Annotated in this window: 11 protein-coding genes; 7 read left to right on the forward strand and 4 right to left on the reverse strand. The window is 51.0% G+C overall.

Annotation, left to right across the window (positions count from 1 at the left end; translation table 11 throughout):
* The first annotated feature begins 35 nt into the window (after positions 1–35).
* Complete coding sequence (locus D6C13_RS14890; protein WP_120133507.1) at positions 36–311, forward strand: CBU_0592 family membrane protein; 276 nt, start codon at positions 36–38, stop codon at positions 309–311.
* A gap of 165 nt (positions 312–476) precedes the next feature.
* On the opposite strand, the gene D6C13_RS14895 is transcribed toward D6C13_RS14890, so the two are convergent.
* Positions 477–1,367: a LysR substrate-binding domain-containing protein gene (locus D6C13_RS14895; RefSeq protein WP_120133508.1), complete on the reverse strand. Its 891-nt coding sequence runs from the start codon at positions 1,365–1,367 to the stop codon at positions 477–479.
* A gap of 25 nt (positions 1,368–1,392) precedes the next feature.
* Positions 1,393–2,811: an aminotransferase-like domain-containing protein gene (locus D6C13_RS14900; protein ID WP_120133509.1), complete on the reverse strand. Its 1,419-nt coding sequence runs from the start codon at positions 2,809–2,811 to the stop codon at positions 1,393–1,395.
* A 168-nt stretch (positions 2,812–2,979) separates the two neighbouring features.
* Between D6C13_RS14900 and D6C13_RS14905 the strand changes: the two genes are divergently transcribed.
* Positions 2,980–3,252, forward strand: coding sequence for a DUF1127 domain-containing protein (locus D6C13_RS14905; protein WP_120133510.1), 273 nt, complete (start codon positions 2,980–2,982; stop codon positions 3,250–3,252).
* Positions 3,253–3,456: 204 nt separating this feature from the next.
* On the opposite strand, the gene metG is transcribed toward D6C13_RS14905, so the two are convergent.
* Positions 3,457–5,529: a methionine--tRNA ligase gene (gene metG, locus D6C13_RS14910; protein WP_279630068.1), complete on the reverse strand. Its 2,073-nt coding sequence runs from the start codon at positions 5,527–5,529 to the stop codon at positions 3,457–3,459.
* A 110-nt stretch (positions 5,530–5,639) separates the two neighbouring features.
* Here metG and apbC point away from each other — a divergent pair, with 110 nt between their 5' ends.
* The 4 genes from apbC (at position 5,640) to asmA (ending at position 10,056) form a co-directional block, all read left to right on the forward strand.
* Positions 5,640–6,752, forward strand: a complete 1,113-nt coding sequence (gene apbC / locus D6C13_RS14915; RefSeq protein ID WP_120133512.1) for an iron-sulfur cluster carrier protein ApbC — start codon at positions 5,640–5,642, stop codon at positions 6,750–6,752.
* A 146-nt stretch (positions 6,753–6,898) separates the two neighbouring features.
* Positions 6,899–7,540: a uridine kinase gene (gene udk / locus D6C13_RS14920; RefSeq protein ID WP_013575064.1), complete on the forward strand. Its 642-nt coding sequence runs from the start codon at positions 6,899–6,901 to the stop codon at positions 7,538–7,540.
* A gap of 37 nt (positions 7,541–7,577) precedes the next feature.
* Positions 7,578–8,159: a dCTP deaminase gene (gene dcd / locus D6C13_RS14925; RefSeq protein ID WP_120133513.1), complete on the forward strand. Its 582-nt coding sequence runs from the start codon at positions 7,578–7,580 to the stop codon at positions 8,157–8,159.
* A gap of 43 nt (positions 8,160–8,202) precedes the next feature.
* Complete coding sequence (gene asmA, locus D6C13_RS14930) at positions 8,203–10,056, forward strand: outer membrane assembly protein AsmA (protein WP_120133514.1); 1,854 nt, start codon at positions 8,203–8,205, stop codon at positions 10,054–10,056.
* Between the two features lie 88 nt (positions 10,057–10,144).
* On the opposite strand, the gene D6C13_RS14935 is transcribed toward asmA, so the two are convergent.
* Entirely contained in the window at positions 10,145–11,734 is a 1,590-nt protein-coding gene (locus D6C13_RS14935; RefSeq protein ID WP_120133515.1) for a TerC family protein, read from the reverse strand.
* A gap of 459 nt (positions 11,735–12,193) precedes the next feature.
* On the opposite strand from D6C13_RS14935, the gene galU reads away from it, so the two are divergent.
* Entirely contained in the window at positions 12,194–13,081 is an 888-nt protein-coding gene (gene galU, locus D6C13_RS14940) for a UTP--glucose-1-phosphate uridylyltransferase GalU (protein WP_120133516.1), read from the forward strand.
* Positions 13,082–14,085 lie beyond the last annotated feature (1,004 nt).

A 14,085-nucleotide genomic window follows, 5' to 3' on the forward strand; every position in this document is an offset into this window, starting at 1 on the left:
TCTGAGCTATCAATGTCTGGAAAGGGAAGTGGCCGGTGGAAATGCATACGGTTGTCGGCTTAATTGGCGTGTTTTGCTATCTTCTGGCTTATGCGCTGGTTCAAATGCGCAGGCTAGCGGTTGATGCTAACAGTTACGCCTATCTTAATATAATCGGCGGTGTGTTTGGCCTGTATTCGTTAAGCCATGATTTTAACCTTGCATCCTGTATTTCACAGTCATGCTGGCTGTTGTTTACACTAATTGGTATGAATTCTGCGAGAAAACGCAGATATCTGGAGAAAAATAAAATCCCGCCGGCTGATATATAATTAACATATTAGATTATTATTATTTTTAAACACCTCCCCTTGTGAAAGGGGAGGGAGGAAGGGAGTTTTACATACTGAATATTTGTCAAAGGAAACTTCAACACATTTATTTGACCTTAATACCCCACCCCAACCCTCCCCTTCGCAGGGGAGGGAGCAAAAAAATTATGGCTGTTTCAGCCAGTTAATCACTTTGTGTACTACGGGTTTCAGGAACCGGTCCTGCGGCGTCAGCATGTAGCATTTTCCGGCGGCGGCCAGTTTGCCGGGATGTGCCGCCACCAGTTGGCCGCTGTTGACGTAATCTTGCACCAGTCCTTCCCAGCCCAGCAAAATTCCGTCCCCCAGCACCGCAGACTGCACCAGAAACGGATAGTTATTGGCGCGCCATGTTCTGCGCGGCGTCACAAAACTGACATCCTGTGAGGCAAACCAGTCACGCCAGCCGGTCCATTCACGCTGCGGGTCATCCTGGATCAGCAACCTTTGTTCGAGCAAATCAGCAGCACTGGGATCGGCCGGCAGGCGGCTGAGGAACTCCGGCGAGCACATCGGATAGCAAACTTCATCGAACAGTGCCTGAACGTGATAACCGGGCGGTGGCTCGCGCAGATAGAAAATAGCCAGATCAAATTCTGATGACTTGAGATCCGAAAAACTGTCGGAAATTTTCATACGAATTTGCAGATCTGGCAGCAGCTGACGCAAAGAGGAGAGGCGTGACGAAAGCCACAGGCCGCTCATGGCGCTGGTGCAGGCCAGGGTGACCTGCGGCAAACCGTTCCAGCCCATGACTTCTGCCGTGGATTGCGAAATATCCCCCAGTAATTTGCGTACCTGCTGCGCATAGGTCTCGCCGCGCGGTGTCAGCGTGGTTTTACGCTGGGCGCGTTGAAAAAGCTTACAACCGAGCATTTCCTCCAGCTGGATAATCTGGCGGCTGATGGCGCTTTGCGTGAGATTCAGCTCGTCGGCTGCCCGCGAAAAACTGCAATAACGCGCCACGCATTCAAAAGCCACCAGCGTGTTCAGTGGCGGTAACGGTTCTATCTGCACGGTAAAAGTCTCTCCGGATGGGCGTTTAGCAATTTTCCAGCATCTGTGAAATAGTCACGCCAACCTGCTGGACGGCACGTTCGGTTTTCGCCGTCAGCGTCTGGGCATAGTTGATGCGCAGACAGTTGCGGTATTTGCCTGAAGCCGAGAATATCGAACCGATGGCAATTTGCACTAAATGTTCTTCCAGTAGCCGGTTCAGACGCTGAGTATCCACGCGTTCGTCGAGTTCAATCCACAGCAGAAAACCTCCCTGCGGGCGGCTGACGCGCGTACCGCACGGGAAATATTTCATTACCCAGTCAGTCATGGTGCACAGGTTTCGCTGGTACTGATTACGCATCCGGCGCATGTGCTGCAGGTAGTGGCCCTGTTTGATGAAATCCGCGATGGCGATTTGCGGCAGCGTGGCGGAAGCGCCGGTGGTGATGTATTTCATGTGCAGGGCGCGATCATGATAACGGCCCGGTGCAATCCATCCCACGCGCAAACCGGGTGCCAGCGTTTTGGAAAACGAACTGCACAACAGCACGCGGCCATCTTCATCGAACGAGGTAATAGTGGCAGGGCGCGGATACTGATACGCCAGCTCGCCATAAACATCGTCTTCGATAATCGCCAGATCGTAACGTTGAGCCAGACGCAGCAGGCTTTTTTTACGGTCGTCCGGCATGTTGTAACCGAGCGGGTTATTGCAGTTAGGCGTCAGCTGTATAGCTTTAACCGGCCACTGTTCCAGCGCCATCTCCAGCGCTTCCAGGCTGATGCCGGTAACCGGATCGGTCGGAATTTCCAGCGCTTTCATGCCAAAACCTTTCAGCGTTTGCATCGCGCCGTGAAAACTGGGGGAATCCATCGCCACAATATCCCCGTGTTCGCATACGGAACGGATAGCGATAGACAGCGCCTCATGACAGCCGGTAGTGATCAGAATATTGCTGGCATCCATGTGGCTGCCGCTGTCGATCATTAAGCGGGCGATTTGCTCGCGTAAATCCTCTGAACCGTAAATGCTGTCGTAATGAAACGCGTTGAGATTCTGGTGCTGTCCTGCGCGCCCCATCAGACGGCTGAGCGGGCGGAGCGTGGCGGCAGTCACATCCGGCGAACCGCGTCCGAGCTGAATCACGCCGGGACGGTGCGGGGAAGTGATGAGCTCCAGCACCTGATCCCACTGGGAGATATCCACCGGACGTTGTGTCGGGCGGCATACCGCCGGAAGCGCCGCCTGAACACGGGCATCTTTCACGAAGTAGCCGGATTTCGGGCGGGCTTCGACAAGTTGCTTTTCTTCCAGTACGCGGTACGCCTGCTGTACCGTGCTGACGCTGACGCCGTGTTCGCTGCTCAACACCCGCACCGAGGGCAGACGAATACCTGCCGGATACAGCCCCTGTTCAATACGGTCACTCAGCACATTTGCCAGATTTTCGTAACGATTCATTATCTTTTCCTCAACGCCTGCGCAAAGAAAGCAGTACAGATGAACACAATCTAACGCTTAATCTGTCATCAGATCCAGATCTGTATGGTTGAAATACAAAAAGACTGAATCTGTAATGTTTTTACCGTTTGTAAGATCCTGATGTCAGGTCGTCAACGGGAGCGGAATATGAAAAATATCATTGAAGAACGGCAGTTTGCCGGATGTGAGACAGTGGTTTGCACAGAAGTCGTGATGCCTGAGCGGGCAGTACAGATGCCGCAGAAAAAAGCCGGATGGGTGAAACAGTTATTCGCCGTGATGCATGGCTGGAATGAGCGCCGCGTCAGTCGCAAAATTTTGCATTCGCTCAGTGCTGATCAGCTCAAAGATATCGGGCTGGCGAAATCGGATATCGACAGAGAGTATCCACGCACTGTATGGCCGAACTGGCCTAAATAAAATACCCGTCATCTTTCGTGCGCCAGATGCGTTGGCTGCACTCATACGCCCCGGTCACTTACTGATGTAAGCTCCCGGGGACTTACTCACTTGCCGCCTTCCTGACACCCGAAATCTGTAGGGTATTTGCGGCGATAGAGTTTTAAAAAATCATAAAAAAAAGCCCGATGAATTCATCGGGCTTTTTCGTCATTTAAAATACTTTTATTTCACCTGCATTCCAGGCTGTGCGCCGGAATCCGGGCTGAGCAGGAAGATGTCTTTTCCGCCAGGGCCCGCTGCCATCACCATGCCTTCAGAGATGCCGAAACGCATTTTACGTGGCGCGAGGTTGGCGACCATGATGGTCAGACGGCCTTCGAGCGCTTTCGGATCCGGATACGCAGAACGGATGCCGGAGAAAATCTGACGGATTTCACCGCCCAGATCCAGTTGCAGGCGCAACAGTTTGTCCGAACCTTCCACGAAATCAGCGCTTTTGATAAGCGCGATACGCATATCCACTTTGGCAAAATCATCAAAGGTGATGGTTTCCTGAATCGGGGAGTCAGCCAGAGGACCGGTAGCCGGTGCTTTCGCAGCGGCAATGTCTTCTTTCGAGGCATCAACCATCGCAGTCACTTTATCCAGTTCGATACGGTTAAACAGCGCTTTGAACGGATTCACCTGATGCGACAGCAGCGGTTGGGCAATGGTGTCCCAGTCCAGAGTGGTATTCAGGAACGCTTCAGTGCGCTCGGTCAGCGAAGGCAGAACCGGCTTCAGATAGGTCATCAGTACGCGGAACAGGTTGATGCCCATCGAGCAGATGGCCTGCAGGTCAGCATCGCGGCCTTCCTGTTTCGCCACAACCCACGGCGCCTGTTCGTCAACATAACGGTTGGCCAGGTCAGCCAGCGCCATGATTTCGCGGATCGCGCGGCCTGATTCACGGCTGTCATACGCCTGAGCGATGCTTTCAGCGGCATCGGTGAAGGTTTTATACAGCGCTTCATCGGCCAGTTTGTCAGCCAGTTGGCCGTCAAAACGCTTGGCAATGAAACCGGCGTTACGGGAAGCCAGGTTTACCACTTTATTCACGATGTCGGCGTTAACGCGCTGCACGAAATCTTCCAGGTTCAGGTCGATATCGTCGATGCGTGAAGACAGTTTCGCGGTGTAGTAGTAACGCAGGCAATCCGCATCCAGATGGTTCAGATAGGTGCTGGCCTTGATGAACGTGCCGCGCGATTTGGACATCTTCGCGCCATTGACGGTGACATAACCGTGCACGAACAGGTTGGTTGGCTTGCGGAAACCGCTGCCTTCCAGCATGGCTGGCCAGAACAGGCTGTGGAAATAAACGATGTCTTTACCGATAAAGTGATACAGCTCGGTAGTGGAATCTTTTTTCCAGAACTCGTCGAAGTTCAGATCGCTGCGGCGGTCACACAGGTTTTTGAATGAACCCATGTAGCCGATTGGCGCGTCCAGCCAGACGTAGAAATATTTGCCCGGTGCATCAGGAATTTCAAAGCCGAAATACGGCGCATCACGGGAGATATCCCACTGTTGCAGACCGTGCTCGAACCATTCCTGCATTTTGTTCGCCACCTGCTCCTGCAGTGCGCCGGAACGGGTCCACGCCTGCAACATCGCGCTGAACTCAGGCAGATCAAAGAAGTAGTGCTCGGAATCACGCAGCACCGGCGTCGCGCCGGAAACCACCGATTTCGGGTCGATCAGTTCGGTCGGGCTGTAGGTGGCGCCACAGACTTCACAGTTATCGCCGTACTGATCCGGTGATTTACATTTCGGGCAGGTGCCTTTAACGAAACGGTCAGGCAGGAACATGCCTTTCTCCGGATCGTACAGCTGAGAAATGGTACGGTTCTTGATGAAACCGTTTTCTTTCAGACGACCATAAATCAGCTCGGACAGCTCACGGTTTTCGTCGCTGTGCGTGGAGTGATAGTTGTCGTAGCTGATACCGAAGCCGGCGAAATCTTTCTGATGCTCCTGGCTCATTTCGGCAATCATCTCTTCCGGCTTAATACCGAGCTGCTGCGCTTTGAGCATGATCGGGGTGCCGTGCGCATCGTCCGCACAGATGAAATGCACTTCATTGCCGCGCATTCGCTGGTAACGGACCCAGACGTCAGCCTGGATGTGCTCGAGCATGTGACCGAGATGGATGGATCCGTTGGCGTACGGAAGTGCACAGGTTACCAAAATTTTTTTCGCGACTTGAGCCATAGTAAGAGCTTGCTTTCTGTAGTTGAAATCAGGGGCATTGATGTTAACCGAAAGCGCCGCCCCGCGTAAACAAACGGGGGGATCTCCTTACGTGTGTTCTGTTATGCTTACGTATAGATAATTAGTCTGATAACCCTTTTCAAGGAGCCGGGATGACATCTCAATCCCCACAGCAGACCACACCCGCAGGGCTGCGCGCACTGGTGACCGGCGTACTGGCCACCTTCCGCCATTCCACATTACAAAAAGATTTACCCGCCATAAAAGCATTGCATCACTGCGTGCTGATGGACGGTGTTTTACATATTGACCTGACGCTGCCATTTGCCTGGAACAGTGGCTTCGATGTGCTTAAAGATGAAACCAGCGGAGAATTGCTGCGGATCACCGGCGCTTCAGCCGTTCAGTGGAACCTGCGTCACGATATCGCCACCATGAAACGCGCTAACGATCAGCCGGGTATCAAAGGTGTGCGCAATATTCTGGCCGTCAGCTCCGGTAAAGGCGGGGTCGGAAAATCGACTACCGCGGTGAATCTGGCGCTGGCGCTGGCCGCAGAGGGCGGAAAAGTCGGTATTCTGGATGCCGATATTTACGGCCCGTCAGTCCCCAATATGCTGGGTACCGAAGAAGAGCGACCGACATCGCCGGATGGCGTTCATATGTCACCGATTATGGCGCACGGGCTGGCGACCAATTCTATTGGTTATCTGGTCACCGACGAAAACGCGATGGTGTGGCGCGGCCCGATGGCCAGCAAAGCGCTGATGCAGATGCTTTCGGATACGCTATGGCCTGATCTGGATTATCTGGTGATCGACCTGCCGCCGGGCACCGGAGATATTCAGCTGACGCTGTCGCAAAATATTCCGGTAACAGGTGCGGTGGTGGTGACGACACCGCAGGACATCGCGCTGCTGGATGCCATGAAAGGCATTGTCATGTTTGAAAAAGTGCATGTGCCGGTACTGGGCATCGTCGAGAACATGAGTATGCACGTGTGCAGCAACTGCGGACATCACGAGCCGATTTTCGGCACCGGCGGTGCGCAGCGTCTGGCTGAGAAATACCGCTGCGAATTGCTGGCGCAATTGCCACTGCATATTTCACTGCGCGAAGATTTAGATCGCGGCGAACCGACGGTTGTTTCAAATCCGGAAAGTGAATTCACTGCAATTTACCGCGAGCTGGCGGCAAAAATTGCATCACAATTGTTCTGGAAGGGTGACGCTATCCCGACAGAAATTGCATTCCGGGCGGTTTAATCTCCCAACTCCGCGATTTATTGCCTGATGTCAGCGATTACACCGCCTTAACGCTGGCATCGGGCAGTGGGTTGAACTTATAATTGGCGCGTTCAAAGCACACGTCTGTGCTTGCCTTCCAACTTCCAAATCAGGTCTTTAATTTTATGTCTGACAAATTCCATCAGTGTGTCATCGTGGGTATCGCTGGCGCATCTGCTTCGGGAAAAAGCCTCATCGCCAGTACGTTATACCGTGAACTTCGTGATCAGGTCGGTGATGAGCATATCGGGGTTATCCCGGAAGATTGCTACTATAAAGACCAAAGCCACATGACCATGGAAGAGCGGGTCAAAACCAACTACGACCATCCAAGTGCGATGGATCACAATTTGCTGTTCCAGCATTTACAGGCCATGAAGTCTGGTCAGGCGATTGAATTGCCGAGCTACAGCTTCATTGAGCACACCCGTTTGCCTGAGACGGTGACACTGAAACCGAAGAAAGTGATTATTCTGGAAGGGATCCTGCTCCTGACCGATGCGCGCTTGCGTGATGAAATGAATTTCTCCATCTTCGTCGATACCCCGCTGGATATCTGCCTGATGCGCCGCATGAAACGTGATGTCAACGAACGTGGCCGTTCAATGGATTCTGTGATGGCGCAATATCAGAAGACCGTCCGTCCGATGTTCCTGCAATTTATCGAACCCTCAAAACAATACGCAGACATCATTGTGCCGCGCGGCGGCAAAAACCGGATTGCGATTGATATTCTCAAGGCGAAAATCAGCCAGTTCTTCAATTAATCGCGGAACAATCCGTAAAAACCCTACCGGAGATACGATGAGACTTTGCGATCGAGATATAGAAGCCTGGCTCGACAGCGGCAAATTAGGCATTTCACCCCGTCCGCCGGTTGAACGGATTAACGGCGCGACGGTAGATGTGCGTCTGGGTAACGGTTTTCGCGTTTTCCTCGGCCATAACGCCGGTTATATCGACCTGAGCGGCCCGAAAGATGAAGTCAGCGCCGCGCTGGATAAAGTGATGAGTGATGAGATTGTGTTGCCGGAAGGCGAAGCATTCTTCCTCCATCCCGGGGAGCTGGCGCTGGCCGTCACTTACGAATCTGTCACCATTCCGGACGATCTGGTCGGCTGGCTGGACGGTCGCTCTTCACTGGCGCGTCTCGGGCTGATGGTGCACGTGACCGCACATCGTATCGATCCGGGCTGGAAAGGGCGGATTGTTCTCGAGTTCTATAATTCAGGTAAGCTCCCGCTGGCACTGCGTCCGGGAATGCTGATTGGTGCGCTGAGCTTTGAGCCGTTATCCGGTTCTGCTGCACGCCCTTATAACAGCCGTCAGGATGCGAAATACCGCGACCAGCAAAGCGCAATTGCCAGTCGCATTGATAAAGACTGATTCTGTTTTTTATCCGCTTAGCGGATAAAAACGTGAGGAAGGCATGAGAAGACTACTGACAACACTGGTGATCTTACTGGTGGTTATCATTGCCGGCATGACTTCGCTGGTATTTCTGATCAACCCGAATGATTTCCGCCAGTACATGGTGGAACGGGTTGAGGTGAAAAGCGGATATCAGCTGGCCATCAACGGCTCGTTGCGCTGGCACGTCTGGCCACAGCTGAGCATTATTGCCGGTCAGACATCGCTCACCGCGCCGGGTGCTAAAGTGCCGGTTGTCAGTGCTGAAAACATGCGGCTGGATGTCAAACTCTGGCCTCTTATTTCTCATCAGTTGGCGGTGAAACAGATACTGCTGAAAAACGCAGTGATTCGCCTGACGCCTGAAACGCAAGAGAATCAGCCGGACACGCCTGTCGCGCCTTCAACGCCAACGCCAGTCGCGCCGGGTGCTTCTGAGCTTGAGGCCGGTTGGAAGTTTGATATTGATAAAGTCAGCATTGCCGACAGTCTGCTTATCTGGCAGCGCGGCGATGATGACCAGATAAACGTGCGTGATATCAATATGGAAATTGATAAAAACGACAACCGTCAGGCCACCATTCAGCTTTCGAGCCGTATAAATCGCAATCAACGTGACCTGGCATTCACCATGAATGCCGAAGTGGATATGCAGCATTATCCGCAGGCTGTTTCGGCCAACATCAGTAAATTTACTTATCAGCTGAGTGGCGCTGACATTCCGGTCAAAGGCGTTGAGGGCAATGGTTCGATGCAGGCCAGCTATCAGCGTGATAATGATTCACTGGCGCTTACTCAGCTGGCGCTGACGGCAAATGATAATCAGATTTCAGGTACCGCGTTTGCCACGATGGGCGGTGAAACCGGCAATTATCAGCTTAATTTGAACGCTGACAAACTCGACCTGGATGCGCTTTCAGGCTGGGAGCCTAAAACTGACGAGCAGACGGCTCAGAGTACTCAGTCCATCACTTCCGCTCCGGTGATTGCCCGAGATATGGATGCACAGCCGAATGGCCTGAGCAGTTTGCAGACTTTCAATGCAAATCTTGCACTGAAAGTCGCTGATTTAACCTATCGCGGAATGAAAATTCAAAATCTGGTGCTGAGTGCCGATAACCGGCAGGGCAAAGTCGCGCTGCCGATGTTCAGCGGCAATCTCGGGTCGGGACGTTTTTCCCTGCCTGGCGATATGGATGTAACCGGTAAAAGCATTCAGGTTCACATGACGCCGGATGTGAATAATATTGAACTGGCAGACCTGCTGACCGCTTACGGATTACCGAAAGCGCTGACTGGCAGCTTCTCTATGAAAGGTGACGTGAGCGGAAAAGGACTCTCAGCAGAAGACTTTGCGCGTAACTGGCAGGGGGATGCTCAGCTTGCGATGACGAATGCGCATCTGAATGGCCTCAATATCCAGCAACTGATCCAGCAGGCGGTGAGCCGTAATACGAGCAGCGTTCAGGGACTTGATAAATATGAGCATTACAGCCAGATTGATACACTAAAAGCACAGGGAGAGCTGAAAAACGGTACCCTGAAACTTAATGATCTGGAAGCGCAGTCGCCAATGGTTTATGCAAAAGGGGATGGTTCTGTTGATCTCACCGGCGAAAAGGTTGACATGAATTTGCTGGTCCGTGTCACGGGTGGCTGGAAAGGCGACAGCAATCTGATCAACACGCTGAAAAACACAGATATTCCGCTGCGCGTATACGGGCCATGGGCACAACTGGGTTATCAGTTGCAGGTTGATCAGATCCTGCGCCGGACAGTGGAACAGAGTGCCCGCAGCGCCATACAGAACTGGGTGGATAAACGCAAAGACAGCAAAGAAAAAGAGGATGTGCAGAAGTTATTGAATAAATAGTCTTTATGCCTGTCAATAAAAACGGGACGCCTCATTAGCGTCCCGTTTTTGTTTAAATCGAAACTTCAACTATACGCCCGAAGGCGGATTACACTTCGTAATCATCATCCATTTCTTTTTTAAGCGGCGTGATTTTCACCTTCAGAATACGGTGACTGCTGACCTCAAGCGGTTCAAACAGATAGTCATCGATGTGGATTTGCGCGCCGACCTGCGGGATGCTCTGAGTATGTTCCATCAGTAAACCCGCCAGCGTGTGGTATTCCCGTTTCTCATCAACCGGCAGGGCGATGTACATCACCAGATCCTCCAGCGGCATATAACCATTGGCAATCCACGTACCGTCTTCATGTTGCGAAATATCGTGGCGCGCATCCGGCGTTTCATCTGATTCCGGCAGATTACCGGCAATCGTTTCCATCACGTCAGTCAGGGTCACAATGCCTTCAACCGAACCGAATTCATCAACGACAAAGGCAAAGTGCGTCTTAGCCAGGCGGAACTGTTCCAGAGCCATCAGCAAGGAAAGCTGTTCCGGGAAAATCAAAGGCTGGCGGATCAGCGCCTTAAGATCTAACTCATTTTGCAAAAGCTGTTGTTTAAGCAAATCGACGACATGCACCACACCTAACGGCTCATCGGTAGAGCTGTCTTCAGTCACCAGGATACGCGTGTGCTGATTTTCGGCTATCTGCTGTTTAAGCAATTCAATCGGGTCATTAAGTTCAAGATTATCGACGTCGTGGCGTGAGGTCATCACGCTGCTGACGGTACGCTGACCGAGCCCCAGCACACGCTCAATCATATGGCGTTCCTGCTGGTTGAAGATGGCATCCTCTTCGCCCGCACGGTCTGCAATCATGTTAGAGGAATGTGCATCCAGTTCGGCTTCTTCATGTTTGCCACGAAGAACGCGCAATACAGTCTCGGCTGTGCGCTCACGCAAAGAGCGGCGCGAAGATAAAAAACGTTTGCGGTTGAACTGCGCCAGCTGGTTCAGGCCTTCGATAATGACCGAGAAGCCGATGGCGGCATACAGATATCCCTTCGGAATGGCATAGCCAAAGCCTTCAGCCACCAGACTGAAACCAATCATCAGCAGGAAACTCAGACACAGGATGACAATTGTCGGATGCGCGTTGACGAAACGGGTCAGCGGCTTACTGGCCAGCAACATCAGCCCGATAGCAATACAGACGGCAGCCATCATGACAGCCAGGTGATCAACCATACCGACAGCGGTAATGACCGAGTCGAGGGAAAATACCGCATCCAGCACGACAATCTGCGCGACAACAGGCCAGAATCTGGCCCCGCGTTGCTGCTGACTTTGCTCTTCATCCTTACCTTCAAGACGTTCATTCAACTCCATCGTTGCCTTGAACAGCAGGAATATCCCCCCGACGAGCATAATCATGTCACGCGCGCTGAACGGATGACCCAGCACCGTAATGAGCGGGCGGGTGAGCGTCGATAACCATGAGATTGACGCCAGGAGCAGCAAACGCATGACCAGCGCCAGTATCAGTCCGGTGACGCGGGCTTTATCACGCTGGCTGCGCGGAAGTTTCTCCGCCAGAATGGCGATAAAGATGAGATTGTCTATGCCCAGAACAATTTCGAGTATTACCAGGGTAGCCAGCCCGGCCCAAATCGACGGATCGGCGATCCATTCCATAAAGCGTTTTTTCACCTTTAGTTACGCGGCGTTTGCCGCACGTTGAATAATGGGCGTCAGAGGGTAAAATTTCAAATCTAAAACAGTGGGCTAGGTAAACCGGGACGAAGGGGCAGGGCGGATTCGGGGCAACGATAGCCTGAAAGCCCCGGATGTTTTCGAAAGCAGCAATTTATGATTATAAAATCGCCGAATAGGTTTAACATTCCTAAAAATAGGTCTTTACCTTACCGTTTCGTGCGGCTTACTGGTATCGTAATCAAATACAGAGAATCGTGCTGGAGTCCTAAAGTCAGCAGTTGGCCTCCCTAAAGTAAATGGCAGGGACTATACTCAGGGAAGAAATATCGTAGGGAAATAATTTGTATTTACAATTTCAGTCCGGTGAATTCCCTGACATGTTTGAATTCTAACTGACTGGATTTACACACCAATAGGTTTCAAGGAGTATCCTTTACAATGTTAAAAGCTGTTATCCCTGTTGCCGGTCTGGGCACACGTATGTTGCCAGCGACGAAAGCCATTCCAAAAGAAATGCTGCCTATCGTCGATAAGCCTTTGATCCAGTACATCGTTAATGAATGTGCTGCAGCGGGCATCAAAGAAATCATTCTGGTCACGCATTCTTCCAAAAATGCGATTGAAAACCACTTCGATACTTCATTCGAACTGGAAAGCATGCTGGAATCCCGCGTTAAGCGCCAGTTGCTGGAAGAAGTGCAGTCCATCTGCCCGAAAGGCGTGACGATTATGAATGTGCGTCAGGGCCAGTCCAAAGGTCTGGGTCACGCTGTTCTGTGTGCAAAACCACTGATCGGTAACTCGCCATTTGCAGTTATCCTGCCGGACGTTCTGATGGATGATTCCACCAGTGACCTGCGCAAAGACAACCTTGCTGCGATGCTTCGCCGTTTCCAGGAAACGGGCAACAGCCAGGTTATGGTTGAAGAAGTGCCGGAAAAAGACGTTTCTAAATACGGTATCGTTAACTGCAACGGTGTGGAAGTTGAGCCGGGCGAAAGCGCGCCTATGACCGCTATCGTTGAAAAACCCGATCTGAAAGATGCACCTTCCAATCTCGCGGTTGTGGGTCGTTATGTGCTTTCCGAAGCTATCTGGCCGCTGCTGGCAGTAACGCCATACGGTGCCGGCAACGAAATCCAGCTGACCGATGCTATTGCTATGTTGATGAAAAAGCAGACTGTAGAAGCTTTCTCCATGACTGGCCGTTCCCACGACTGTGGTGACAAACTGGGCTATATGAAAGCATTCGTAGAGTACGGTATTCGCCATAACTCACAGGGTGAGGCGTTCAAGGCCTGGCTGAAAGAGTTTGCTGAAGAGTAATTTATAAACAGCTTTGCAAAAAGCACCAGTTATGGTGCTTTTTTATTGAGTAAAAATAGATGTTTACATATTCACTGGCTACTACAAACTTTCATCCAGCGCGGCTGAATTGACAAATAAATCTAAAATATCCTGACTCTGAAAGTCTACCTTTGAAAAGCGGGGGATGACCTGCTCACGCAGAGTGACAATGATTATTGCACTTTTACGTATGACCAAAGGCTGGTTGTTATCTAAACATTCAAGGGGATGGATCAGAATTTTACCTATAAAAGTTTATGATTAATGCTGCGTTGTCATACACATTGCGCTAGGCTATATAACGCAAGATTGAAGACCGTTTCACAAATTAATATTGAAAGAATTAATAGGGTTAACATTTATCGATTTTCAGATTAAGAGAATGCCGTTCAGATTACAGAAATGACTCCTGGCTGGTGTAGTTGACCAGAGCGTAATCAATATGTAACCCTGGAGGCGAGTAGATTTACAGATAGTCTTGGTTGTTTTTTGACCTATTTGTCAGTGTCATGCACATTTCTAGAATTTTTCGGATAATGCAATCTTGTGGCGCGCACTGAATAAGGTAAAAATTCTGCCATTCAAGAAAGCCTGAAGTACTAAAACCTTGAGAAGGGCATAGTGCAAGAGGCCTTCCCTGGTTAGCGATGAGATAAGTGTATTGGTAGCTTTTGAGCCAGGGGCGGTAGCGTGGATTTTTGTCACCGAAAGTGTCAGATGCGCCTGGGAAGGGGGGCAGTAGTGAAAAATCCCCCTATGCCTTCCAGTAAACTCAACGTTGAAACAATATTCTTTGACCGTTAAATCGTTCTTAAGGTTATCTATAAAACGGCTATCAAAAACAGTCAGGGAAATATAATATTAAAATGAATTGCATCTCAAAGGAAATGAATTACGACAGTGATAAAAGCGCATGTTAATTCCAGAAAAACATTAACATGTCACTTGTGGAAAAATTTAGCAGTCTTTATATCAATTTATAG

Source organism: Rahnella woolbedingensis, assembly GCF_003602095.1.
Taxonomy (GTDB): Bacteria; Pseudomonadota; Gammaproteobacteria; order Enterobacterales; family Enterobacteriaceae; genus Rahnella; species Rahnella woolbedingensis.